Here is a 24,736-nt window from a genome sequence, read left to right on the forward strand (position 1 = left end):
AGACGCGTGGGTCCTAGTTCCCGCCCCTCGCGAGCTTCCGTGCCCCGGGGCCTCCCCCGGCCACTACAGTTGCTTTTGAGCTGCGGAGGACGTTGCCCGGAGTGTGATGGGGTGGGGAGCAGGACAACATGTGCGGATCGGGATCCTGCCGAAGGTGTTCACCGCTGAACTGGTGGACGCGGCGATAGCCAAGCGCGACCGTGCTGAGCGGCATCGCCCCAGGCGGTCGGCCCGACGGGTCGTTCCGTCGGCTGGTGATCTGAGTCGGAATGTTCTCCACCGCAATCGATTGGTGGTCGTGCCCACTCCTGACCGGGTGCGGCTCGTCTCGGCATCGCTGGCCGCAGTGCCCGGAAGTCGGCGCCCCGGTATCTAGCTAGGTACCGACCTCAGCAGCGCGGCCGTTAAGGTAACTGCATTGGCCTCCCCAGGCCCCAGTGCATCCATGGTTGGCTTTCGGTTCGGTTTGCGCCATCATGGAGCGATGATCTCGAAGGAACGCGCCATTGAGCTAATCCAGCAAGTGATGAGCGTTGATGGAAAGGGTGGATTCCAGCGCTCATCGCAGGTTGTTGACGAAATTGAGCAGCATGAACTCGGGTGGGTCATCTTTACGAAGGTCGTTGATCCTTATGAGGTGGAGGGAGAGGGGCAGGTAGTCCTTGGCGGCGGCCCATACTTCGTAGATGGCGAGGATGGCAGTATCCACATGATCCCGATCGTTATGTTTGTAACCGGCGACTGGGAGGAGGTGTATGTGAATCGCCGCATGGACTCACACTCAAACGTCCCTCTTAAGGAGCGAGTTGAGCGACTCCTGGTTTCTTCGGGAAAGGTCGCTGCTCTACGCCTGCTACGTCAGCAGAGCCCTGACATGACGCTAAAGCAGTCGATGGATTACGTTGCTGCGCTGGAGCGAGGTGAGGAGCCGAGTCCCGACTTGATGAGGCTCGCGAACATCATTACTGATGCGGCTCATGATGGGATGATCAGAATCACAGGACCAAACCCACTGTGAGTCCTCGCTCTGAGGGCATACTCAAGTCTCGCTCGCGTCAGGGCTTAACCTGCGATTTCCGGCGCAACTGGGAATGATCTTGCAGCTGAAAGGTCTGCTGCGTTGGCTGCGTAGATCACACCAGCTTCTGGCTCCGCTGTACATGCCGATGGCCAGGCTGGCCAGTGCTCGACGCAGCACGTCGGTCGGCAGATTGTCAGAACGGCGGGTACATCTCGGTGGAGTGCGGATACTTGTCCACCTTCGTATGTCGGCCGACTCCTTTCCAGGGCCGACATACGAGAGAAGTTGGCTGGCGTCCTGACGTTGCTTTGCGCGAGCCGGCTGACGAACGATCCTGTCGACTCACCGGCGACGTCGTCGAGCGGGAAAAGGCACTGGTAGGTCCAGCCGATCTCCTCACACGCCTCACTCACTGCTTCAGCGCGTTCGCCGCCGGCCCCGGCGTGTCCGACACGGTTGCTTTCGGCTGGCAGTTCATCACCCAGCACCAGGTACTCCCCACCTCTACCTACCCTGGCGTTCAGCTCACGACGTTCATGGATCGGGACGGCCCGGTCCAGCCCGCTGAGTGGCGCATGGTGGTGGCCCAGGCCCGCGCCAACCACATGCCTCTGCCGCCGTTCGTGCCCGACGGCATGTACGGACTGAGAGGCGACCGCGCCGCAGCCGAGAAGACCGATGCCGACCTCGCCAGCCTGAACGCCGAACACCGCCAGCTCAACCAAGCGCTCAACCAGGTGGCCCGCCCCAACACGCCCTCCGATATGGGGGAATGGGACGGCGGCCGGATCGAAGACGTCAACGACGACTTCGCCGCCCGATACATGTTCGCCTTCTGGCGCCTTGCCTCCCACGGCACCACCACCATCGGGCCGGTCGCAGCCCGTCGAACTTCCTCCAGCCCGGACACCACCGCACCGACGGCTGACCGCGACATTCGGGTCGTGCGGCTTACACACCAGGTCTCCGCCCAGCGCACTGACCCAGAGAGCACAAGTAGGGAGCGCGTCTACAACCGGCGCTGGCCGGTCCGGATGCACAAGGTGCGCCAGTGGTACCCGAGCAAGCAGGAGCACCGCGTGATCTGGCGAGGCCCCTACATCAAGGGCCCGGCGGACGCTCCGCTTGTGATGGGAGAAAAGGCCTACCTCGTCGACTGACTCGAATGACTCGAAGGGATGCCTTCGAGGCGTGGCCGGGTGCAGGGGCAGTGGCCAGGGCTCTGGCCCGCGGGGTTGGGGGCTCTCCAAGCGCCCACAGACGCGTGGTGGAGCGGGTACTCCGTGGAATCAATCGGGTGGATGGTTCAGAAGTGCCGCGTCATGCTGTTCCTCAGCCGATATTTGGCGGCTGGCTGCGAGGGGGAGCAACAGTGGGGAGTGGCGAGGGGGGAACCGTTGAGGCGAGGCACCAGAGTTGTCTTGAGGCGTTTGCGCTACGTGCTCGCCGAGTGGAAGAGCACTCGCTCGCGGCGGACTGGGATGAGCTGGTTGCCCTGACCACGATGCAAATAAGCGTGGTCCAGCTCGACAATGGCGAGACGCGGATCCGGCAGGAATTTCCGGACGAAGAGGTAGTCGAGTCTGCTGCTGCACGCATCAGGCCGATTCTGCTGAACGGTGACGCGTGCTTCTACCAGAAGGCGTTGGCATCGCTGGGCTACTTCTGTCGAGCATTGCCGCTCGATACGGAGTGGGTGAAGGCCACACGTGCCGAATGGCGGTTGCGAGTGGACCCATCCACGCCAGAGGAAGCTGGATACTGGGTCATGATCAGCGACACGGTCACCGGTGAAGACCAAGGTCTCGATCGTCACAAGTTGGCTATGGCCTGGATCTATGGGGACGTGGTGCATCACGACATAGAACGGCGGCAGGAAGGCGACGCTTTCGGGCTGTTCGAGAGGTTCCGGGGCGCAGTTCCACTCGTCGCCTGGACCATGGTCGGAACGATCGAGCTCCTGAACTACATTCGTGCGCTGCACGAAGACGGTGTCCTGCAGTTGCGGCAGGAGGTTCTTGACGAGCAGGTCGCGCTGAAGTCGACCACGTGGGAACACAGTGGCGAGGTGTTCTTCGCTCCTGTCGGAACGAAAGCCCCGACAACTGCGAGTACTCCGCTGCCCAAGGATTGGGCTCGACTGGGAAAGGCAGCCGACCTCTCGCGCTTCCGTACCGGATTTGGGGGACAACTACTGCGTGCCGCTCGTTCACCACGCATGCCTGAACTGCCGTCGCCTGAAGAAATCGAAGCCGCCCGCACGCCCGCTGGCGGCTGGAAGCGTGACCAGCTCGCGGCCTGGGGCGTGCCGTGGCCACCGCCCAAGGGATGGAAGGACGAGCTGATCCAGCGCTGGGAGACCGCACGCCAGGACGGCGCGCCGCCGCCCCTGCCCAGCTCGGCCCCGGCCGACTTCGCACAGGAGACGCTCGACTTCGGCTGACCAGACGACAGCGGGGCCGGACAGGATCGCCCTGCCCGGCCCCGCTGCTCGTTCCCGCCTGCTCACCGGCTGACGCGGATGCGCGGCCCCACGCGAACTCGAGGTCGTCCAGCAGGATGGCTTCCAACGCCTCGTCCCATCGGCTGCGCAGGAGGAACGGGTTGGTCTCCATCCGCTCCAGGATGACCAGGGTCTCGGGCTGCCCGATCAACGCGTACCGGCCGTGCGAGGCGGGCCTGCTGCCTGGCCCGTACACGCGCAGCAGCTCCTCCGGGCGGGCGCGGTGCTGTTCCACGAACACCTCCAGGCGCTCGATGTACCCCTTGCGTTCCTCGGTGCGCACCGCGCTCAGAGCGACGTCCAGGAACTCAACGTCCGGCCAGTGACGCATCCCCGGCGTCGGCCAGGGCCCACGGGAACCGCTCTGCCGCCGCCAGGACGTCCTTCGGGTCCAGCGCCGGCACCGGGGCTGGGGCCTCCACCGGCGCTTCTTCCGGGGCGGGGGAGGCCGGCTGCTGAAGGTGGGCGAGGAGCATGGCACTGGAGGCGGCCGCGCCCGCGCCGAGCGGTGGCGGTGGTGTCGGCGATGCGCAGCAGGTAGCTGGCGACGTCGCGGCCCTGGGCACTATGCCGGACAAGCCCGGCGCCTCGCCCGGATAGCCCGCACCTGGCCGGCCGCGCGGGTCACTGGCCAGGGCGCGCCTGGGCCGTCGCCGCCTGGTCGGCGCGGTCACCGGTCCCGATCAGGTTCCGTTGTCGCGACGTTCCTCCTCGGCTGCCAGCCGCTCGTACAAGTCGCGGATGCGCTGCTCGGCTTCCGGACTCAGCGGCCCGGGGGCCGGCTGGGGAGCGGTGGCGCGCAGCGCTTCGGCAGTGACGTCCGCTTCGGCCAGGGCATGGGCGACGGCTTTCCCCAGCTCGCGGATGGCCGTGCGAATCTGCTCGCGCTCGTCCGGTGGCGCGGTCGTCAGCCGGGCGCGTAGCGCGTCCCGCTGGTGCGTGAGGCGTTCGACCATGGACAGGTCGGCGGGCGTACCGGTCAGCGACTCGGGACCCGTGTGGCCGTCCGCGCCTGCGGGCGGCGGTGTGCCGGTAGGCGACTCGGCCCAGTGCCAGCCATGTTCGGCCATGCCCTCCTTCGTCCACTCCATCAGGAGCATCGCCCCTTCCTGGGTACGGGACGGGTCGTGTCCGCCGCCGTCTGCGAGCCAAGCAAGGAGGGCGCTGGCCGCGGGCTTGTCGGCGTCGCACGCCGGACACAGCTGAAGGTGGATCGGTCGGCCCGCAGCATCGGTCTGCGGCATCACGACGCTGGACAACACCTCGCCACCGCACCGTGAACAGGACGGCAGCTGATCGGAGAGTTCGATGTGGTCCACCGCGACCTCCTAGCTCGTATCGTCCGCTCACCCAAGCCTCAGCGAGCTACGGCGTCAATGCCTCGAACAAACCGGCCCACTCTGCACCGAATGCACAACCGCCCCAGCCGAAGGCGTCGGGCGCCGCTGGTCATGCCGTGAACACCGTCTCGCCGTGCTCCCTGGTCCAGGTCCTCAGCACCCGCGGCCGCTCCGGGCCCGACGCGGTCAGGGTGATGGTCGCGGTGGCATGGTCGCCGTACAGGCCGACGAGAGAGCGGAACTTCCGGACGGCCGTCTCGTCGTTGCGCCACTCACCGGTGACGGCCGGGCCGCCGACCGTGAACCGAAGCACCACCTCGAACACCACCGGGTCGCCCCTGTGCTGAGCCGCTGCCGTCAGGGCTGTGCCGGGACGATCTGCACGTCGGAGACGCCGTCCCGCGCCTCCATGTACTGCTTGTAGTCCTCTGCAGCCGCCGGGCTGTACGTGACCGCAGACTCCCTGCGCCCGTCGGACCCGTCCTGCACCCACGTGAGCTTCACGCTCTCCATACCGCATTACTCCTTCGTCGTGCTGGTGCGCCCGGCGACGCATGCGCGGCCGCCGGATCCGTTCAGAATCGCACCTGTCACCGACAACGCCGCTCTGACCTGCGCTCGTACAGAGTTTCACCCGGAGTGGTCCCGGGACACCATGCCCGGCGATACCGTGGTGAGAGACGTCAGTTCTGCCCCCTGGAGCCATCGATGAGCGAACAGCCGGCCCCCGCCGACAACGCCGTCCGGAAGCTGGAGCCCGCGGCTGCCGACGCGGTGCGCGCGTATGCGGCCAAGACCCGCGCCGACGCCGACCGGTTCGCCGCCGTCCTTGAGGACATCGCCACCAACGGCCTGCCCGACCCGGAGCACTGCACGCCGTGGGAGGAGCTGCGCGAGGCCCACCTCACCCGCCTCGCCGCACAGCGCCCGGCCGTCGCCTGATGCCCCCGCAGCATGGCTCGCGCCGCGCTCGGATCGCCTTCTCCGACTCCGCCGCGAAGCAGCTGGAAAACATCACCAGCGAAGCAGAGATCCACGCCCTGGACCGCGCCCTGGTCGTCATCTCCGTCGACCCCGACATCGGCGAGCCGATCCCCGCCGACACCGCCGGCCCTCAGCTGCGCCAGTACGCCGACGAAGTCGAACGCGTACGGCTCCTGTACTGGGTCACCGCGCTGCGCACCGTCGTTATCTGCGGTTCTGATCTGGTTCTTGTTGTGTGAGGCACATGGGCTCACCAGTTCGAGGCACTCCACTCGCGACCAATGATCACGGAGTACTCGGTCCTGTGGTGACCCACTTCGGCCGACGCCTCTCTTCACGGAACCAGGGACACCGACGGCACGTGTCTGATGCAGTGACGTGGTAATGGCACCGGTGCTACACGTACCCCGGGGCGAGGAAAGGACAAGGGATGCTGTCGGAAGCAATGGCCGCGATTGCCGCGGCTGGAGGCACGGCGGTGGTTCAAGCCGCTGGCACGGACGCATGGACGGGGCTTCGCCAGCAGGTGGCCCAATGGTTCGGCCGAGGAAACCCTCAACGTGAGAACGCTGAACTGGCGCGTCTCGACCGGACGGCGGGGGAACTGGAGAGGGCCGAACCAGCCGAGGCGGATCACCTGCGCATCCGTCAGCAGGCGGCGTGGCAGGCTCGTATCGAAGCGTTGCTGGAGGACCTGAATGACACCGAGCGCGTCCAGGCCACTGCAGAGCTGCGCGCACTGCTGGCCCAACACAGCTCCAAGCTAGGTGCATCAGCTGGCAATGGAGGGCTGGCCGTCGGCGGCGACCTAGGCATCCGCGCTGAGGACGGCTCGATTGCTGCTGGCGTCATTCACGGAGGAGCACACATCAGCATCCCTCAGATGCCGGATCCGTCCCAGGGCTGAACGGACCGGGCGAGGCACAGCCCACCGCTCCAGGAGTACCTCCCGCCATGTCCCAATCGGGAGGTGTGGTCGCCCATGCCGCGGGTGGCAGCGTCGCCATCGGCAGAGCTGATCACGTCCACGTACACCTTTCCCGCACTCGAAGCAATCCGCGCCCCGATCGTCCCCGCCCCGTCTATGAGTGGAGAGCCGAGCAGCTCGGCGTCCACCCCGCTATCCACGGCGCCAATGCTCCTGACGACGATGGTGTGTTCAGGCTCCCCGAGTACCTCGAACGCGACCACGACCGGCGGCTGCGCCACTACCTGTACACGGCGGCCCGGGGCCAGAAGCCGATGCTCGTACTCGTGCGCGGAGCGTCCTGCACAGGCAAGACCCGTACCGCCTTCGAGGCCGTCCAGGACTGTCTGCCTGGCTGGCAGCTCGTCTTCCCCAAGACCTGCGAAGGACTCCTCGCCCTGCTCGACACCGGAGTCCCCGGCCAGCGCACTGTCCTATGGCTCAACGAGGCTCAGACCTATCTCGCCGATCCGGAGTGCGGAGAGGAGACATCCGCCGCGCTGCGCAGCCGCTTGGAGGAATCCGGTCCGATCGTGATCCTGGGCACGCTGTGGCCCGAGTACCACCGTGCACTCACCGCCACCCCGCGGCCCGACCAGGACTGGACTGACGTCCACCCCCACGCCAGGGCCCTGCTCGAGCACGCCGTGGTGGTGGACGTCCCGGCCTCCTTCGCCGCCAACCTCCTCGAGGGTCCGCGGGTGCACCGCGACCCCTCCCTGGCCTCGGCCATCACCACCAGCACCGGCGGAAGGATCACCCAGACCCTGGCGGCCGGCCCGCAACTGGTCGATCACTATCAGCAGCCTACCGAACCTCACGGCCCCTACGGTCACGCCATCATCACCGCCGCAATGGACGCACGCCGTCTTGGTCACTCCCCGCACCTGCCGATCGCGCTCCTCGAAGCCGCAGCCTCCGGCTACCTGACCGAGCGGCAGCGTGCCGCCGCCCCCGACGGCTGGTTCACTCATGCCCTGGCCTACGCACGCGAGCCGGTCAGGGGTGTGGCCTCGGCCCTGGAACCCGCAGCGAACCCAGATGGTATGGGCGCCCTCCCTGGCGTCTTCCGTCTCAGCGACTACCTCGACCACCACGCCCGCACCGCCCGCCGCTACATCTTCCCGCCGGAGGCGTTTTGGACCGCCGCCCGCGATCACGCCACTAGCGCGGCAGACCTCAACGCCCTCGCACACGGGGCACGCACGAGGCGCCGCGACCGGATCGCCGTAGACCTCGCTGAGCGAGCCGCCGACGCCGGGGAACCCTCCACCCTGTACGAGTTGGCACGGTCGTATTTTGGGGCCTGGGGCTTCTTCGAGGATCCTGCATGTCTGATGCAGAAGGCCGCCGACGCCGGAAGCCCCAAAGCCCTGGTCAAGCTCATACCGCGATACATCATCCAATCAGACATCAGAGGCGCGGAGCGGCTCGCTGAAAGGGCCACTGAGCTCGCCTTCCCCTACGGCCTGCTGGAGTTGGCACGGTGGCAGGAGCGAACCGGGAAACCGCAGGAGGCGGATCGGCTGTTCCGGAAGGCCGCCGACGCCGGACACCCCTACAGCCTCCTGGAGTTGGCGCGATGGCGTGAGCGAACCGGAAACGCACGGGAGGCGGATCGGCTGCGTCGGCAGGCCGCCGACGCCGGAGACCCAACTGCCCTGACGGAACTGGCGTTGCAGCTCGACCACGACGGCGACACGGAAGGCGCGGAACAGCTCGCCCAGCGAGCCGCCGACGCCGACGGTCTCTACAACGAAGCCGGAGACCTCCTCCATAAGGCTTTTGACGAATGCGAGGTCCGCCACGGAATGGACGCCTTAATATTGCTAGCGCAACGCCACCAGACCAGGGACCCAAGGACCGCAGCGAGGTTATGGCAGAGGGCTGCCGACGCCGGTGATTCCTACGCACTGACGCTGATAGGACGCTGGCACGACAGCCTCGGAGACACGGAAGGCGCGGAACAGCTCGCCCTGCGCGCCGCCAACACCGGAAATCGCCGCACGATGTGTGAACTGTTGGAGTCACGCGTTGCGGCTGGGGATGCGGAGAGTGCGGAACGGCTCGCCCAACAGGCAGCCTCTGCCGGGCATTTCTCCGCTCTGTCGGACTTGGCGAAGCTGCGTGAGCGGGCCGGAGATGTTGAGAGCGCGGAACGGCTCCTTCAACAGGCAGCCGATGCCGGAGACCCTTCTGGCCTCTCGCACTTGGCGAAGCTGCGCGAGCGGGCCGGAGACCTTCAGGCCACTGAACGGCTCCTTCAGCAGGCAGCCTCTGCCGGGCATTTCTCCGCTCTGTCGGACTTGGCGAAGCTGCGTGAGCGGGCCGGAGATGTTGAGAGCGCGGAACGGCTCCTTCAGCATGCGGTCAATGCTGAAGATGATTTCGGCTTTTCGAGGTTAGTGGAGCTACGTAAAAACGCAGGCGATCCGGAGGGTGCGGAACAGATGCAGCGATTTGGGTTGGAGGCCGACGGTTCTCCAGCCAGGCCATGGTGGTAGCAATCCACTTGGGGATGGCGACCACACGGTGCTGGACCAGCCAGACCAGCACCACCTACGCCGCTGACTTGGCGCGCACCTTGCAGATCTCGGTCAGCAGCGGGGCCGTTGTTCAGCTTGTCCCAGATGGACAGGATGCGGTCCTCGATGGCGCGAGTTCGCAGCGAGTACCCGCGCGACAGCGGTGCCCGTTTGTTGATCCGGACGAAGTCACTTACGCAGGCAGGCTGAGGGGATCAGTTGTCATTCCGCAGCATCTGATAGCCGGGCTTACCAACAGTGTCTCTGAAGCGGAAACGCGAAGCGATCACGACCGTGCGGAGGCACACCATCGACCGTTCCGGCCGTCCGGCGCCGTTCACCAGCACCACCGACTACGAGGCCCAGTCGGTCGCCGTTCCGTTCGGCAACTGCCGAGAGCCCAGCAACGTCAAGGCCGGCGGCAAGGCATGCGCGATCCGATTCCAGTGCGCCGGCTGCGGCTTCTACCGCCCCGACCCGTCCTACATGCCCGCGATCGAACAGCACGTCAACGACCTGCGGGCCGACCTCGAAACCGCCAAAGCGATGGACGCCGACGACTTCGTCGTCCGCAACCTCACCGATCAGATCACCGCGTAGGCTCATGACTTCTTGGGCGGGGCCCGCCCGAGAAGATCACCTTCGGAGGCGATCGCCCACCGCTCGGCCGCCGGCGGCTCCACCATGCCGGGCGGGACGAGTACTCCGGGATCTGCCATGCTCCGTTGAACCAGCCTGTGCCCCGGCCTGGACGTGCGTCAGCTGAGGGGTTGACGTACGTCGTCGCGGAGCTGGGCGGTGAGGTCGGCGTAAGGGGCCAGGGCGACCTGCTCGGGCTTCTGCCTGTCGAGCGTGGTGCTGGTGAACACTGCCACGGCGGTGGTGTTCTGATCTGCCCACGCACAAGCGACCTGGGTGACCGGCTTGTTCTGGGCCATGTCCCGGACCGCGCAGCGCACGGTCACGTCGTGTCCGGCCGGATTGAAGTCGGTGGGCGGAAGGTAGAAGGTGTCGCCTTCCGACGGTTCCTCCATTGCCCTGAGGACCTCGGCACGTACCGAGTCGGGTTCTTTGATCTTGCCGTACAGACCGTTGAGCTGCAGTGCGCTCTCGCCGTCCTTGGTGAGGTAGGAGGCAACTGTCATGCCGCTGTCGCGGACCCGGTGGTCGTTGACGCCCCTGCGGATCAGCTGTCCCTCGGTGTCCGAGGCGTCTTCGGCGAGGGCGTAGGTTCCCTCGAGCACGGTGCCCGGCGCGGTGAGCTGGTGTGTCGCCTTGGGCCAGTTGCCGTCCGGAAGCTTGACGGGGCCGACGACCTGGACCACTCCGTAGCCCACGGCTGCGAGGGCTACGAGGGATCCGGCGACGATGCCGGCGATGAGCCCGGTCCGCTTCTTTCGCGGCACTGGCTGCGGCGGCACCCACACACCGGTCATCACCGGGTACGGCGCCGGCCCCGGTATGTACGGGCCCGGCTGCGGCCCGTACGGCGACTGCGGGGGACCCGGTGAATACGGCTGCTGCGGAGGAAACGGCGGGGGCGTGGACATGATCAACACGATACGTCCCGCGCTGCCGACGTTCTGTGCCTCGCCGGCGGACGTCGACGGCAACCTGGTGGGCGTCGGGGGACGGTCTCGTGGTCCCTCACTCAGCGTGACGTCGGTTGCGACCCGCTACGCCCCCAGCGGGAGCTGGTTGGGCAGTTAGTCGGCCGTGGACGCCATCTCCCAACAGCAGGGCTCCGCTGACGGCCGCTCAGTGTAAGAGTGCCTGCTCACAGCGGTTGATTGGTCGTTCTGCCTCCTCCGGTTTGCGGTGTCTTGCTCATCTCCCAAATGAAGAGGGGGCAGGAGCGGACGGCTGCGCGTCCCGGCTGGCCAGCGCGTCGCGGGTGGTCGATTTACGCCTATTCGTGAACGCGAAAGAATGTCCTCCAACGCACTCCTCAGTGCGTTGATTCGCAGGTCAGGGCACCATTCCGCGCCCAACGTCACGCTTAGTGATCGGAGTTGCGCGAAGAGAGATCGGTCTGATGAACTGCGTCCGGCGCGCCGCGCTGAACCTCCGTCAGACATCCAGGCACCGGTACCGGTCGGGATGTCCCTCCTCCTCGAGGGGGCCCGTTCGGGGAAGGGAGGTAACGCTATGGGGCGTCACCGGAAGGTGCCGCAGCAGCCGCTTGGGCGGTTGCGCAGATGGCTGCGATGGTCGTACGAGATCGCGGTCAAGGTCCCGGTCGCGCTGTACTACACGGCGCGGTTCATCAAAGAGCAGCCGCTCTGTTGATGACCGGCAACCCCTACAAGACCTAGGGGTTGCCGGCCGCGGGACCGGCGGTCGTTCCCGTCGTGGCTGACGGGAGCGTGCCGGTGTTCTCGGGGAGGGCGCCCTCCCCGAGAACACCACCTTGCCACGCGACTCGCCCCTCGGTCATATACCGACCTCAGCGGCCCGTACCGGTCGGTCCAGGGCTGTCGCCGGAGTGTGACGGGAATCGTCGCCGGTGGCTCAGGCCGGTTCCGGGTAGCCGTCGAGTGCGTACGGAGCCGGCGGTACAGGCTGTTCTGGAGGGATGGTCTCCAGGGCGCTGTCGAGGATGACGCGGTAGCACTGGCCGTCGGCCGGGCGCAGGGTGAGCTCGAGCCCCGCGAAGTCGCCGGTGTCGAGGGCGGCGAGCGCCTCGGCAGCATCATCTACGGTGATCCGGGGATGAAAGATCCGGACGGGGCCCAGGTCGAGGGTGTGGCCGCCGATGGTGACGGGGCAGTTGGGCCGGGTTGCCTGGAACAAGCCGGCGCTGCCGAGCAGGCCCCGTAGGACGGGCGCGCCGGTGCCGTTCAAGGTGCATTTGAGGGACTTCGCGAACGGGTTGATCACGCTGCTGCCGTCGACGAGGCGGCGTGCCAGCCGCAGAAGGATCCGCTCTCGGGCCGGGATCTCGAGCGGTACGGGGAAGTACCGCTCGCAGTGGCGCTGGACCGCCTCCAGGTCGAGGACGAGTTCCCGGAGGTCGGCGAGGTCGCGCAAGGCCTCGTCGGATGTGTTCTCGGTGAGGTTGCCGATGCAGACGAGGTGTCCGGCGACGCTGACGTGGAACCTTCCGTCTTCCAGGAGTCGCCGGTGAAGGCTGATGGCCCGCAGGGCCGTGCCGGTGTCTTTTCCGGCGATCTCCAGGGAATAGTTCAGGGTGCTCGGGGCTCCGGGGCTGTGCGGCATCATCAGCTGCAGGTTCACGCCGTCGATGGTGAGGGCTAGCGTGCGGCCGGCGGTCCCCTCGCCGAAGTCGGTCAGCTCGCCGCGGTAGGAAGCAGTCACCGCGTCTTCAGCGAGGAACGCGAACTCTGCCTCGGTGCCTGCTGTGATCTGCTGGGGCCCGCGCCGCCATATGACGCCGACGTTGCTGTACTCCCTGGCGATCCACTCTGGCCCTTCGACCGTGAGCCTCTCGACCGCCTCCGGTGGGAGGACGAGGTCCTCACCGGCGCCGAAGCCGAGCACGCGTTCCATGGCTGCGGCCAGGTCCGCGTCGATACCTTGCGCACGGCTCTTGAGCCGGATGGCGATGGGGCTGACCTCCTGGGCGCGAGGATGCTTGCCGCGTAGCGTCTGGATCACGGCAGCGCCCTGCCGGGCGAAGTCGAGCGTCCAGTGAGGGTCGAGGTCGTCGACGACACGACCGAGGTCGTGTACCCGGGTTCGGAGGTCGTCAGTGCCGCCCGCGAGGATGTCCCGTTCCCGGTTCATGATCTTCGCGTACTCCAGCAGACCGCCATCGTCGCGGGTCCGGGCGAGACTGCGCTCGATGTCGCTGTGGGCGGCGAGCCGGTCGTCCAGTACCGCACGGTCCATGACCGTGATCTTGACCTCCTGGTCTCCGGCGAGGCCCTCGACGAAGGTTCGCTCTCCGGGAGTCAACGTGCAGGGGACGACGAGGACCCACTCGTACGGCTCGTGTTCCATGGCGCGCTTGAAGGACTTCTTGATGCTGGCCCGACGGCCGCGCCCTTCCAGGCTGTCCGGGTAGTACTTGAGCTGAAAGATCCGCAGCCGCTCGCCCTGCCGGACGTTGAAGTCGATGCCGCCGTCGCCTCCGCGGCCGTTGACGGGGTGCGCCACCTCGGCGGTGGCCTCGTACAGACGATGGACGAGAGCCTCGATGATGCGGTCGAACTGCGGCTGCCCGATCCGTTCCCACTCGATCGCCATGGTTCTCACACCTCGGCTGCTGCGGGAAGGGCGCCGGCCGGGGACGGTGCGGGTGTACCCAGGCCGTCGCCGCTGCTGTAGAGCCAGTTGCCCCAGGGCAGGTCGGGCTCCAGCGAGGCGCCAGTCCCGGGGATCACGTAGCCGTCGTCGCCGAAGACCCAGTGGGCGAGGTTCATCAGCGCGCGGGGATTACGTACGACGCTGGGTATGAACTTCAGGCCCTGTCCGCCGACATGGTTCCGGGAATTCTTCACCAGCACTGCGCGGATGAGGTCGCGGTATCGGTCTCCAGCCGAAGCGCCGGCGATCAGCGCCGTGGTAGCCGCCACAACGAGGTCGGCCAGCTGCAGGTGGTCGACGTGGTCGGACCGTGTGGTGACGATGGGCAACAGGATCTGCTTGTTCTCAGGCTTCACGTACTGCGTGCCGTCGGTGTCGAGTGCGAGGGCATCGGAGAGCCAGCGGGTCTCGTCCCCGCGCCCACCACCCGGCTGGTCGGCTATCAGGACTCCCTGCTCCTCACCGAAGGCGTACGTGACCCGCTCGTAGAGGTACTCGAGCATCTCGCTCTTGAGCTGCTCTTCGGTCCACCCGGACATCAGCTCTGGCGCGCAGACGACCACGCAGGCACGGACACCGAGGGCCGCGGCGTCCTCAAGCATGCGTACACGGGCGATATGGACGTCGTTCCACTTTTTGTGCAGCGGCCCGCCGTCGGGCGACCACTTGAACTCCGTACCCACGGGGATCTTCAGATCTCTCCGAAGCTGCGCGAGGTGCTCGCGGTACGGCTGCACCGCGTTCTGCGGAAAGATCACTGCGCCGTAGGCATGGAGTGGCCCGAGACCCCGCCGCGGAACGTCCTTGGCCGCCCGTGCGCTGTCGTCCATGAACGCGAAGTGCATGGTCCTACCCCCTGTTCGTTCGTTCCCTGCGTTCCAGGTGCCGGGCGCTGCAGCGGCGGCATCTTCGTCTTTGAAGGAGATCTAGTGAGCCAATTGCCTGGCCGCCCGCCCGGGGCGGTCAGGCCGTCACGTGGCTTTGGCGGTGGGGGTGTGGCCTTGCTGGGCTTGTCGGACGCGTTCGATCTGCATGCGGGCGGCTGTGTTGAGCATGCGTGGGTCGGGTGCGTGGTCGTCGCGGGTGTTGATGTTGACGGTGACGACTGCTTGTCCGGTGCGGGCGGCGATGGTGCCGCTGCAGAAGTTCTCCGTGATGCAGCCTTTTGCGGCGAAGGCCTGCTGGGTGCCGGTCATGGTGATGGGGTTGACGGTGTTGCCGTACTGGCTCTTGAGGACGGTGAAGCGGGCGATCGCGTCGGCGGTGGTGGTGTAGGAGGTGATGGTGAAGCCGACGGCTCCGTCGAGGTCTGGTGCCTGGAAGCCGGCGGTGGCGTAGGCGATCCGTCCGTCGTCGCCTGAGCTCTCTCGCCGTGGCTTGCCGCTGGGCTGCCAGCCGGCGGGGACGTCACCGGGGCCGGGCAGGGCCGCCGCCCACCTGCTTCAGGTGCAGCGCGATGGTCGAGGGGGAGGGAGCGGGCGTGTTCTTCGCAGGGGACGCGGCGTCCTTGCTGTCCGTGCTCGCGGTGCATCCGGCGGCCAGGAGGCCGCACACGGCTATCGCGGCACCTGCCAGTAACGACCTCGGCTTCACGCTTGCCCCCGCTTCGACATGTCATAGCCCCATGGCCCGCATCGTCCCGCCGCACCAGAGCTCCCGGCGCCGGCTCCCGGCCTATCAGGAGACGGCTTTGAGGATCTCGCGCCGCTTGAGGTCGTCCTTGTGGCGGCGTTTTTGGGCGAGCTGGTCCTGGTAGTCGGCGAGGGCCTGGCGGTAGTTGTCGACGAAGTCGGGGTGGTTGAGGCGTTGCTCGGCCGGCATGGCCTTGACGGCGGCGACGGCGTCTTCGGGGGAGTGGTAGGCGGCGAGCATGGGGTTGATCTGGTAGACCCCGGGCCGTTCCTTCTTCACCAGCTGGGCGAGGTCGAGGTCGCGCAGGGCGGCGTTCACGGCGGGGCGGCTGAGGCCGAGCATCTGGGCGATGGTGCCTTGGTCGATGTCGATCCGGCCGCCGGGCTGGCTGTGGGCGCGGAGCTTGAGCAGGACCCGGTAGGCGGCCGGCAGGAGGTCGAGGTCGGCGACGATGCCTTCGGCGTTGACCGCGGCGAACTGCAGGCTCATGAGGTCCCCTTCTCCTGTCGCTGTGCACGTGCGCGGCGACGCTGGGCTCGTTCTGCTGCCCGTTCGGATCGCAGCTTAGCGATCTCCTCGCGCATTTTCTCCAGCGAGGGGTAGCGCACCAGCTCGGGCAGGGACTGGTCGTTGCGGATGGTGTTGATGGTCTTGTGCTGCTCGACCTTGGTGTATTCGGCCGGGGTGGTCTCGGTGCCGGGGATGTACTCGGCGACCCGGTAGCTGTAGGGCGGGTTGAACTGGTAGACCCCGCGCTTGACCTTGAAGACGATGCCGTGGTGCATGATCTCGCCGAGCGCTTCGGTGACCTTGGGCCGCGCCACGTCCAGGACGGTCGCCATCTCCTCCTGCGTCAGGTGGATCCGGCCGCCGGCCCGCTGGCAGGCGATCAGCAGCAGGATCATCCGCAGCGGCAGCGCCTCGCGGAAGAACTGCGAGATGACGAGGAAGAACTCCAGCGAGTCCATCGAAAAGGCGTTCGGCGCCTGTGGCGTCCCGTAGAACTCGAGCTGCGACCGTTCGGCGCCCAGGGTGAGCTTCCGGTGTGGATTCTCGGCTTTGAACTGCGAACGCTGGGGGCTCTGTCCCGCAATCCCATAGATTGAGTGAGATGAGGATCCTGCTTCGAGAACGTGGCTGTCATCAGGTACTACTTCGCTGAGTGTTGCTCTGGGTAAAGATTTGATGCCGTGTGACCTGCAATCCCGTAGATCAATGAGATTCCCGTGTCTATCGTGAGAGTCCCAAGGCACTGCCAAGCCACCCGCCGAACAGGCCCGTTGACCGGCGACCGGTGCCGCCCCCTGGGCCCGCCTGATCACCGTCATCGAGCAGCGCGAGTACACCGTCAGGCCCGCCCCGTGCACAGCCCGGCCTCCGCGCTCTACTTCGCCCACTTTGATGCGGCACTGCCTGCCCCCACCCGTTGCGGCGCGCCACGTCACGAAACAGGCCCCGGTTCCCGTGACGGACGCGGCGGAGGCCGGAGCTGGTCTTTCTCGGCTGCGCGCTCGTCACCCGGGATCGGAGGCCTGCTGAATTCACTGGAGGAGAGGCTTCCTACCCGAAAGAATGTCCTCGTGCCTCCATTGTTGACCGATATGACCACTGACCGGCTCGATGTACTGGTCAAGCACCCCTTCCATCGGGAGAACGGTGAGCGGCTGGTCGGTTTCATCCAGGACCTGTGCCAGTGCCACGATTCCGAGGACTTCGTGGCCTTCCAGCGCGACCTCCTCCTCGCCGCGCTCGCGGCGAACCAGGCACGGGCGGAGCGTTCCCGGGTGATCAAGCGGCTCCGAAAGGGACAAAGGCTCCCCGCTGACGCCCCCGACCTGGTCGTCGGTGATCCCCACGACATCGACGACTGGCGGCTGGAGTACGACGTCCTGGAGCGCGTGGGCCGGCAGCTGCGCTCGGTTGGGGACGCTTTGGCCTGGCGCGCCTTCCGGTACGACCGCCGCTACATACTGACCCTGCGCCGCAACGAATCGCCGGGACCGATGACACTGAGCAAGGAAGGCACGGTCCACGAGATCCAGTTTGCGGAGGAGCAATGGAGCGAGCACCGGCACTTCGCGTTGCTGCACGACCTCACCGACTGCCTGCGCATCGGCGACGTGACCGTGTTCCACGACCGGCACGCGGACGGCGCACAGGACATCTACCTCTACGAGCTGAAGACGAACCCTAAGCGGCGTGAGAGTACCCAGCTCACGCGGACCCGGATGGCGGCCGAAGCCCTGTACGTGGGCGGGCCGCTGCCCGGGCCGGACAAGGCTTGCCTCGTCGAAACGGGCGTGCCGTACGCCACCCACCTGTCCGCCCTCGGCGACGCGTTCGCCCGAGCCCACCGCGAGGGACTGAAGACGATGCGCGTGCCTGGGCAGCGCGGTCTTCTCGCTCTGGACATCGCAGCGGCGGGCAACAGGTGGGGACTGCAGGAAGCAACCCGTCAGTTCCACTCGGCGTACGCGGCACTGCTGCGCCGCACCCGGCTCACCGGGGAGCGCATCTGCTTCAGCAGCGGAGACAGCGCGGCGCGCAACACCCTCGCCCCGCCGTGGGGCATCTACCCGCTCCAGCCCGCGCAGTGCGCGGGCCTCATCGCCGACGTCCTGGTCTTCAGCGTGACGCTCTCGTCCGACAACTTCATCGAAGAACTCCGCAAGGCCGGTCTGGACGCCCACTGGGTCCTGCCGGACGGCGCCGACCTGAAGCCGGCTCAGCCCGTCGTGGCGATTCAGGGCCACGGCCGCCGCGTACTGATGGCCAGGGCGGAGCTCGAGCGGATTCTGCTGGAGCTGACCGACCTGCAGACCTGGGCTAGCGGCATGGACCAGCTGCTGCGCAAGGGCACAGCCGGCTGGCAGCCGTGGCCGTACTTCATGGACGAACACAGGGCATGGGCCTGACCCGGTCGGTGAGGCTGCGCGTGCTGCAGCATCGGTGCCGACGAGAACGCCGACCGCCGTGACTCATGCCGTTCGTCGTAGGGCGTCCAGTGTCTCAGCCGAAGGCAGCCAGCCGCCGCGCGCTGCCCCGCACTGAGCCCGAATGTACGGCCGACACTGGTGATCCGGGTGACGGGGGAGTGGCAACTAGGCCATGGCGGAAGGGGTTTCGGGGATCGTCACAGGCGAGCATATGGGTGCGGCCGACCGTCACCCTGGGCCACGGCCCTCGGGCTCCGGGCCGAGCACTTGTCGTGTGAAGTGGAGGGCCAGGACGAGCGCCGGTACCAGCAGAGCCACCGGCAGGAGACTCCACCAACCGAACCCGATGGTGAACAGGGCGACGGCGATGATGCCGAACACGATCGACGCGACGACGGTGATGCTCAGGTTCGACAGGTTCCGCTCTTGTGGCCGTGCCAGCTCGGCCTCCACATTGCGGCGCGCCTCGTCGAGGGCGGCACGGTGCGCGTACTCGTGCTCCACCATCAGCCGCCAGTCCTCGGCGCTGACGCCCTCCATGTACTCGGGCATGTGAGGTTCGCCGGATCGTCTGCGCGGACGACGCCGGCGGTTCCACCGTGCCATCGAAAGCCTCCTCTATCTCAATGCGTAGGAAGCCGCGAGTACGTTGGCCAGTGATTCCATGAGCGTGACATGCGGATCGATGAAGTCCGAGAAGTTGGGTGCGTCGACGGAGAGTATGCCTATTTCCTCGGTCCCGTGGATGACGGGGACGGCGATCACCGCTTCGTATCCAGTGCCGACGGGGATCAGATAGGAGTGCTTCTCCTGGTCGCCGTCGATCCTGAAGGTCTTGCCGCCTCCTCCGAGGATTGCGTTCTTCATGTGCGCTGCGCCGACCGGGTCGATGACGGTCCTGGGGGGCCGGTGCCCGGGAAAGGTGCCCTCCAGCGTGAAACCGCCCGTGGCGGCGTCATACAGGTAGAAGCTGCACCGGGCTCGCGGGATGAAGGCCGGCCCTATCGGTGGAGCGGTGAGGGAGACCGCGCCGGCCAGGACGCGATCGAGGACTTCCTTACGCTTCTGCTGAAGGTCGGAGACCATCTGCGCGGGCACGGAGGACGGCAGCGGGGCCGCGGTCGCGTAGAGCGCGGTCAGGGCTTTTACTGTGTCGCTCAGGGGGCGAAGCGTCGTCGAGTACAGCTTCGTCATGTCAGCCTCCGCGCGGATGGCGCGATCCTCGGCCCGCTTCTTGCCCTTCTCCACCAGCCGTTTCTCGAAGTGAGTGATCAGGACGACGCCGAAGGCGGAGACACCGGCTATGAGAGCCCAGAGTCTCTTGTCGGCCCCCTGGGTCCCATCTGCCCACACGGAGACGACGGCAACGGCAACACCCAGGACCGCGGAGAAGAGGAGGAACAGGTAGTGAATGCCCCGTTCGGCCAGCCATTGCTTCATCCGTGCGTGCAACTCCGCGATCGTCTAGGGCTTGCACCCGTAGAATCCCACACTTCCCGTACGGAGCGCCCGGAGTTGACGATCTCAGTGAATCAGTAATGCGGGCAGGCGTCGGACTCCGCGACGCCGCCAGCAGCAGCGCCCTGTATGCGCCTGGAGCCGGCCCCTCCTGACCGGTGAGAGCGCCAAACCGTCCCATGCCGCGCACCGAAGTGGGCGGGTGATGCTGCCTGCTGGCGCAAGACCGCAATCCCCGGGGAGAGCTGAGCTTCAGCAGCTTGCTGCCGCCCCGCAATGCGGCGGTGCCAGCCCACCCGGCTTGGCCGCACCTCACGGTGGGGCCAGGTTGGGGCAGCGCGCGGCGGGTGCAGGAAGCCGTAAGAGTGAGGGGACGGCCGGGCCTGGCCGGGTCAGTGTCCGCGGCCGATGGAGACGGCGTCGAGTTCGGTGAGAGTGATGTCTTCGGTGCCGGTCAGGATCGCGCGGGTGGCGGCTTGGCAGATCAGCTGGGACAGGTGAAGGAAGTAGCCTCCCGTACGGTCGTGGAGATGCTGGTGGTGCTTGGTCAGGGCGTGCTCGCTCAGGTTGTGCAGGCGCAGGTCCTTCTCGTACCCGGCCAGGACCTGGAGCCAGGCGTCCTTGTCCTGCGCGTGGAAGGGGATCGCGTCGAGCCAGGTGACGGGCAGGAGGCTGCGCACCGGGTCCTCCTTCGCGGTGTCCTTGCCCCAGCGTGATTCGAAGCGTGCATCGCGTTGTTGAGCCACCACGGAGTACCGGTCGGCGATCGAGCGTGCTTCGTGCACGATGTCCCCGGCGCCGGTGCCGCAGAAGACGGTGGTGATGCCGAGCCGGTTGCGCAGGTAGTCGAAGTAGTGCAGGACCGGGGCGAGCTGTTCGGGGGCGACGCGCTGGATGTCGTCGACGAGCAGAAGGCGGGTCAGCGCGGTCTCCAGCACGTAGTTGACGGGTAAGGAGAGGTCCGGGTACTTCCTCAGCGCCAAGAGCTCGTTCTCGTTGAGCGGCTCTGGGTTGAGTCCGAGGAAGCAGGCGATCTCCCAGATCCAGTTGATCTTGCTGTCGGTGTCCGCCGGCGCGAGGATGTGCACCACGGGGATCTGGGTGGACATGTCTGCGGCCCGGTCCTCGATGTCGCGCTGCACAGCCCGGCCGATGGCCCGCAGCAGCAGTGACTTCCCCGTCCCTCCCGGTCCGTCGAGGATCCGGTCGAGGAGACCGCCACGCCGGTGACCGTTCACGACAACGGCGCCGAAGGCATCCAGCACGCCGACGTCGACGGCTTCGGTCTGCACCAACTGCAGATGACCGTGGTAGCCGAGGCGGGAGTCGTTCCTGCGGTCCGCCGACTTGCGCACGGGGCAGGCGCTGAGATCGGGCGGCAGAACGTCTTCCCGCACGTACTGGTTCCATCCTTTCCGGCTGTAGATCCACTCCGGGCGCATCGGCGCCATCTGCGCCCGCTGCAGTGCCCGCTCCTCACGCTTGCTCCTGAGGGCAACTGTCGCTTTCACATCTCTCCTTCATCCGCATCGACGTCGCTGGGCAGTTGGATGGCGACGGCGCCGATCTGTTCCTCCTCGATGGCCCGGTCGGAATCCGCCGTGTCGCTGAACAGGCCGGCAAGGCCGCTCTCACGGGGACTCGGCACGGCAGTCCCCACCGGCTCGGGCACGCAGCCCGCCGGTACGGGTTGCGAGGCGTAGGGCGTGATGGCATCGAGGTCGATGTCGCCGATGCCGGCATACCGGTCGCGTTGCGGCTCCTCGACCTCCAGCTCCGGTCCCTGGAAGGCAAGGACCGGCGCCGTGCGGGATGAGCGTGGGGGAGCGGTACGGGTACGCCGACGCCGTTCCTTCATCGCAAGCGCGATCTTGCGCTGGTGCTCCTTGCGCCCGCCGCCGGCCAGGACGTGTGCGGTGGCCTCGTCCCAGTGGTCCACGGTCCAGGGGTTGGTGAGCAGATGGCGGTGGACGAAGTCGGCCTCGATCCACTCGCCGCGGCCGCGGTGGTCGTACAGCCAGGCGACCTCGGGCCGGTAGGGGTTGTATCGGGCCTCCCACCGGTTGCCTGTTCCCGGCCCGGCCAGCCCGGAGGGCATTCCCTCCATCAGCCGCAGCCTGTGCTGCCGGTTCTGGTAGGTGCGGTTGTCGATGTCGAAGCCTTTGTCGGTGATCGTCACCCAGGCCGGCACCAGGAGTTGGCGGTTGTCCGCAGGGGTCAGGGGACGGGGCCGGTAGCCGGAGCGGGAGACCAGCGCCGCGTACATCTCGTTCGGGGACAGCCGCACCCCGGGCAGCTCCGGATGCGTCAGAGCGTCGTGCGGCATCTGCTGGTACTCCAGCGCCACCCACTCGTTGGCCATGTGCTGCAGCTCGTTGATGGTCCACAGCGGCCGTCGCTCGATGCTGCGGCCGCGCACGTCGTGGCTGCGGCCGGTCCAGCCCGCCACGTACTGGCTGAAGCTGTCGGCGAGGGTGGGGAAGAACCGTTCGACGATGGGCTTGTCGGTGGGCTGGCCTTTGCGCGCGTACCGGAGGGCGATGCCGAGAAAGTCGCACACGTCCTCGAAATGCTGGCTGAGGTAGGGGCTGCCCTGGTCGACGATGATGGTGCTCGGGTGGATGACCGGCCGCGCTGCGGTCGCTTCGGTGAAGCGGGGGTCGGCCGCGCTCAGTTCGCTGAACGGCAGTGCGGATGCCGACGCCGCCGTCAGTGCATCCCAGCCGGGCTGGGTCGGCATCGGGGCGAAGCACTGGGCGAGCGTGAGGATGAGATCGAAAGCCCGGGTGGCGCGGCCGCCGATCCGCCGGCCGGGCGGCCCGTCGCCGGTGACCGCGGGAACGATCATCAGCGCGGGGACGCTGCGACATGCGACGTCGATCAGGGTGGTCAGCTCGGCCGACACGACCTCCCCGTCGTCGCCGAGGGCCTTGATCCGCAGTGGCGTGGTGTCGATCTGCGTCAGCTCACCCGGCTTCAACGCGGCCGACGGCGTATACGGCTTGCGCGGCTTGCTCGCCCGCGATGTGCGCTGCCGGGTCGTCCCGCGCAGGATCTCGGACAGGCCCAGCTCGTCCATCCGCTTGTAGAACGTGGACCGCGGCAGCAGCAGCCGCTTCTCTTCCTCAGGATCGGCCAGCTCCTTCGCGTACCGCTTGCGGATCAGGTCCTCGACGTCGTCGAGTGCCCGCCCGATCCGCCCCCCGGACTCCCGGGCCAGCTTGTCGGTCACCTCGTGCATGGCCTCGATCAAACGTGCATCGGTGTTCCCTCCCGGCTTGCGCTTCCTGCCCCTGCGCCCATCGACGATGAGCACCAGCGGGTTCTCGTTGGCCGTCTTCCACTTGCGCCGCTTGTCCTCCAGCGTGCGCCAACTGATGCAGATGCCCAGCTCGTCCAGCTCGGCCGCCTTGGCCTTCAGCCGCTGCTCCACCGTCGTACTGTCCGGGTCGTAGCCAGGCCGCGGAAATCGGCGTCCTGGGCGCAACCCGGTGTCGACCTCCTTCATGTGCCGGTGCCACACCAGCGCCTGCTTGCGGTCCTCCTTGCTGGCGGCCAGCAGCAGCGTCCCCAGCGGAGGCAGCCCCTTGCGCTCTGTAGGGGTGCCTTCCTCATTGAGGACGGCAAAGTCCGGTGCACCCGCCATCTCCGCGTACAAGGTGTTCAACGCAAAGCCGGGCCCGTCCAGCGGCTGCAGCGTCACGTAGGGCCCGGCAAACGCGGTCACCCGGTACTCGGCCCCGTCCCAGCGCACCCGGTCTGCGAGCCTGACCCGGTCGCTTTCGAACCGCCCAGACAGCTTCCTCCGAGTCATGAGGCCTGCCCGGCAGCCCACACCGGTGCCGTCAGCAGCAGCGGCCGGTCCCAGGCGAAGAGCAGACGCCTCTGCCAGATCAGCCGGTACACCAGATCCAGCGCCAACAGCCGTGGCACCCCACAGGCCGCCACACCCTCACCCAGGGCCCGCCGACGGCGAAAGGCCGACATCACGGCCTGCTCCTCCGCCGGATCCACCCGTCCGGGAAAGCGGTAGTCCGCCAGCCACATGAGGTTGGCCAGCCGCACGCCGCGTGGCACCGACCGCAGCTCTGCCTCCCAGCCCGCCGCCTGCGCGACCTCGTCCAGCGCTGCGACGCGCTCTTGCCACTGCGGTCCCATCCTGCGCGGCGGCCGCACCACCACCACACGCCGCGAACCGTCCCGCATCCGCACCGCGAAGTCAGGGCGCCACCGGTGCTTGGTCAGGCCCGATTGCCAGTGCAGTTCCACCGGTTCCCCGCTGAACCTCTCGACCTCGGGGTCGAAGTCCAGTTCCATCGCCACCCGCAGCCGGCGCAGTGACCCGCACACGACCTTCGACCGCGACGAGGCCGGCCAAGCGGTGATGATGCCCTGACGGCCGTGATAGGCCACGGGATCCGTCGGCGGCGCGCACGCCTCCAACGCCACGCTGGCCAGCGCGTCCGGCCTCACACGGGTCAACCCGCCCTGCGGATCGCGATACCACGCCACCACATCTCTCACCAGCACCTCCTACCCGGGTCCCTCCAGCGTGACGGCGCACCTGCAAGGTGCGTCGGCCGACCGCTGGGGTTCACCAGATCGAGAGAGTGCCCACTTGACAGACCGTGTCCTGCTGCTGCGCCAGGTAGAGCGGGCCAAGCGCCGCCAGGCCGGGGCGAGCGCGTTGACGGCGCCGCACGTGGCGGGGGTCTGGCAAGAAGGGGTGGCCACACCGATGCCCTTGGTTGGGGCTGTAGCGGAGTTTCCGTCGAGCGGTCCGAGCGCGGTATCTGGCTGGGTAGTGCATGCAGGTCTCCATGCTGGTCTGGACGGCCGCCATTGCCTGATCCCGCTCCAGCTTCATAGCTGGTGTAACTGCTGGGCGTTCGTCTCCAGGACGTCCCGCAGTCACGTGTGAAAGACGAGGAGCCCGTTGGCCGGAGCACGGCCACCCCAGGGGTGATCGAGTGAGTTCGGGAGTTCCGCCAGCTGTGTCGAAGTCGGGGTGGCGTAGGTGTGCGGAAGGGGAGTGGCGGCTGTTCGACAGTGACCGCAGGGGCTGGGTCGGCGTCGAAGAGGTAGAACGCTGCACTGGCCG

At 67.2% G+C, this 24,736-nt stretch carries 23 protein-coding genes and 1 pseudogene; 10 read left to right on the forward strand and 14 right to left on the reverse strand.

Annotated features, from left to right (window positions below; all coding sequences use genetic code 11):
• The first annotated feature begins 484 nt into the window (after nt 1-484).
• The 3 genes from ACTMTU_RS34655 (at nt 485) to ACTMTU_RS34665 (ending at nt 3,464) form a co-directional block, all read left to right on the forward strand.
• Complete coding sequence (locus tag ACTMTU_RS34655; RefSeq protein WP_441267399.1) at nt 485-1,018, forward strand: hypothetical protein; 534 nt, start codon at nt 485-487, stop codon at nt 1,016-1,018.
• A 233-nt stretch (nt 1,019-1,251) separates the two neighbouring features.
• On the forward strand, nt 1,252-2,181 hold the full coding sequence (locus ACTMTU_RS34660) for a hypothetical protein (protein WP_441267400.1): 930 nt from the start codon (nt 1,252-1,254) through the stop codon (nt 2,179-2,181).
• A 290-nt stretch (nt 2,182-2,471) separates the two neighbouring features.
• Nucleotides 2,472-3,464, forward strand: a complete 993-nt coding sequence (locus ACTMTU_RS34665; protein WP_441267401.1) for a hypothetical protein — start codon at nt 2,472-2,474, stop codon at nt 3,462-3,464.
• Between the two features lie 743 nt (nt 3,465-4,207).
• On the opposite strand, the gene ACTMTU_RS34670 is transcribed toward ACTMTU_RS34665, so the two are convergent.
• The 3 genes from ACTMTU_RS34670 to ACTMTU_RS34680 form a co-directional block, all read right to left on the reverse strand.
• Nucleotides 4,208-4,843, reverse strand: a complete 636-nt coding sequence (locus ACTMTU_RS34670; RefSeq protein ID WP_441267402.1) for a DUF6300 family protein — start codon at nt 4,841-4,843, stop codon at nt 4,208-4,210.
• A gap of 130 nt (nt 4,844-4,973) precedes the next feature.
• Nucleotides 4,974-5,192, reverse strand: a complete 219-nt coding sequence (locus ACTMTU_RS34675; RefSeq protein ID WP_441267403.1) for a hypothetical protein — start codon at nt 5,190-5,192, stop codon at nt 4,974-4,976.
• A gap of 29 nt (nt 5,193-5,221) precedes the next feature.
• Nucleotides 5,222-5,377 (reverse strand): hypothetical protein, encoded by a 156-nt coding sequence (locus tag ACTMTU_RS34680; RefSeq protein WP_441267404.1) that lies wholly within the window; start codon nt 5,375-5,377, stop codon nt 5,222-5,224.
• A 195-nt stretch (nt 5,378-5,572) separates the two neighbouring features.
• On the opposite strand from ACTMTU_RS34680, the gene ACTMTU_RS34685 reads away from it, so the two are divergent.
• From ACTMTU_RS34685 to ACTMTU_RS34705, 5 genes and pseudogenes are all read left to right on the forward strand, one after another.
• The gene (locus ACTMTU_RS34685) at nt 5,573-5,806 is read left to right on the forward strand and encodes a hypothetical protein (protein ID WP_441267405.1); all 234 of its coding nucleotides are present in this window, start codon (nt 5,573-5,575) and stop codon (nt 5,804-5,806) included.
• Nucleotides 5,806-6,087 (forward strand): hypothetical protein, encoded by a 282-nt coding sequence (locus tag ACTMTU_RS34690; protein ID WP_441267406.1) that lies wholly within the window; start codon nt 5,806-5,808, stop codon nt 6,085-6,087. Before ACTMTU_RS34685 ends, ACTMTU_RS34690 begins: the two co-directional genes overlap by 1 nt.
• 191 nt (nt 6,088-6,278) lie before the next feature.
• The gene (locus tag ACTMTU_RS34695; protein WP_441267407.1) at nt 6,279-6,755 is read left to right on the forward strand and encodes a hypothetical protein; all 477 of its coding nucleotides are present in this window, start codon (nt 6,279-6,281) and stop codon (nt 6,753-6,755) included.
• Nucleotides 6,756-6,802: 47 nt separating this feature from the next.
• Nucleotides 6,803-9,319 carry an SEL1-like repeat protein gene (locus ACTMTU_RS34700; RefSeq protein ID WP_441267408.1) on the forward strand — a complete coding sequence of 839 codons (2,517 nt, stop codon included), beginning with the start codon at nt 6,803-6,805 and terminating at the stop codon, nt 9,317-9,319.
• Nucleotides 9,320-9,598: 279 nt separating this feature from the next.
• Nucleotides 9,599-9,940: pseudogene (locus ACTMTU_RS34705) on the forward strand (tyrosine-type recombinase/integrase); the annotation flags it as partial.
• A 158-nt stretch (nt 9,941-10,098) separates the two neighbouring features.
• Here the strand turns inward: ACTMTU_RS34705 and ACTMTU_RS34710 are convergent.
• Nucleotides 10,099-10,890 carry a hypothetical protein gene (locus ACTMTU_RS34710; protein ID WP_441267409.1) on the reverse strand — a complete coding sequence of 264 codons (792 nt, stop codon included), beginning with the start codon at nt 10,888-10,890 and terminating at the stop codon, nt 10,099-10,101.
• A gap of 598 nt (nt 10,891-11,488) precedes the next feature.
• Here ACTMTU_RS34710 and ACTMTU_RS34715 point away from each other — a divergent pair.
• Nucleotides 11,489-11,629 (forward strand): hypothetical protein, encoded by a 141-nt coding sequence (locus ACTMTU_RS34715; RefSeq protein WP_441267410.1) that lies wholly within the window; start codon nt 11,489-11,491, stop codon nt 11,627-11,629.
• Between the two features lie 222 nt (nt 11,630-11,851).
• Here the strand turns inward: ACTMTU_RS34715 and ACTMTU_RS34720 are convergent, their stop codons facing one another.
• The 5 genes from ACTMTU_RS34720 to ACTMTU_RS34740 all read right to left on the reverse strand — a co-directional run bounded on the left by ACTMTU_RS34720 (nt 11,852) and on the right by ACTMTU_RS34740 (nt 16,209).
• A complete protein-coding gene (locus ACTMTU_RS34720) occupies nt 11,852-13,549 on the reverse strand; it encodes a hypothetical protein (protein ID WP_441267411.1) in 1,698 nt (565 codons plus the stop codon).
• Nucleotides 13,550-13,554: 5 nt separating this feature from the next.
• Nucleotides 13,555-14,454, reverse strand: a complete 900-nt coding sequence (locus ACTMTU_RS34725) for a DUF3800 domain-containing protein (protein WP_441267412.1) — start codon at nt 14,452-14,454, stop codon at nt 13,555-13,557.
• Between the two features lie 126 nt (nt 14,455-14,580).
• Nucleotides 14,581-14,805, reverse strand: coding sequence for a hypothetical protein (locus ACTMTU_RS34730; RefSeq protein ID WP_441267413.1), 225 nt, complete (start codon nt 14,803-14,805; stop codon nt 14,581-14,583).
• Nucleotides 14,806-15,286: 481 nt separating this feature from the next.
• A complete protein-coding gene (locus ACTMTU_RS34735) occupies nt 15,287-15,730 on the reverse strand; it encodes a helix-turn-helix domain-containing protein (RefSeq protein WP_441267414.1) in 444 nt (147 codons plus the stop codon).
• Nucleotides 15,727-16,209: a hypothetical protein gene (locus tag ACTMTU_RS34740; protein ID WP_441267415.1), complete on the reverse strand. Its 483-nt coding sequence runs from the start codon at nt 16,207-16,209 to the stop codon at nt 15,727-15,729. The genes ACTMTU_RS34735 and ACTMTU_RS34740 overlap by 4 nt, the downstream gene beginning before the upstream one ends.
• Nucleotides 16,210-16,842: 633 nt before the next feature.
• On the opposite strand from ACTMTU_RS34740, the gene ACTMTU_RS34745 reads away from it, so the two are divergent.
• Entirely contained in the window at nt 16,843-18,156 is a 1,314-nt protein-coding gene (locus ACTMTU_RS34745; RefSeq protein WP_441267416.1) for a hypothetical protein, read from the forward strand.
• 249 nt (nt 18,157-18,405) lie between these two features.
• Here ACTMTU_RS34745 and ACTMTU_RS34750 read toward each other — a convergent pair whose 3' ends face one another.
• From ACTMTU_RS34750 to ACTMTU_RS34770, 5 genes are all read right to left on the reverse strand, one after another.
• The gene (locus ACTMTU_RS34750) at nt 18,406-18,729 is read right to left on the reverse strand and encodes a hypothetical protein (RefSeq protein ID WP_441267417.1); all 324 of its coding nucleotides are present in this window, start codon (nt 18,727-18,729) and stop codon (nt 18,406-18,408) included.
• Between the two features lie 66 nt (nt 18,730-18,795).
• Complete coding sequence (locus ACTMTU_RS34755; RefSeq protein ID WP_441267418.1) at nt 18,796-19,629, reverse strand: GAF domain-containing protein; 834 nt, start codon at nt 19,627-19,629, stop codon at nt 18,796-18,798.
• 398 nt (nt 19,630-20,027) lie between these two features.
• Entirely contained in the window at nt 20,028-21,146 is a 1,119-nt protein-coding gene (locus ACTMTU_RS34760) for an ATP-binding protein (RefSeq protein ID WP_441267419.1), read from the reverse strand.
• Nucleotides 21,143-23,389, reverse strand: a complete 2,247-nt coding sequence (locus ACTMTU_RS34765) for a transposase (RefSeq protein ID WP_441267420.1) — start codon at nt 23,387-23,389, stop codon at nt 21,143-21,145. Before ACTMTU_RS34765 ends, ACTMTU_RS34760 begins: the two co-directional genes overlap by 4 nt.
• Before the next feature lie 56 nt (nt 23,390-23,445).
• Nucleotides 23,446-24,159, reverse strand: coding sequence for a TnsA-like heteromeric transposase endonuclease subunit (locus ACTMTU_RS34770; protein ID WP_441267421.1), 714 nt, complete (start codon nt 24,157-24,159; stop codon nt 23,446-23,448).
• Nucleotides 24,160-24,736: the final 577 nt, after the last annotated feature.

The organism is Streptomyces sp. OZ13 (assembly GCF_052068155.1).
Lineage (GTDB): Bacteria > Actinomycetota > Actinomycetes > Streptomycetales > Streptomycetaceae > Streptomyces.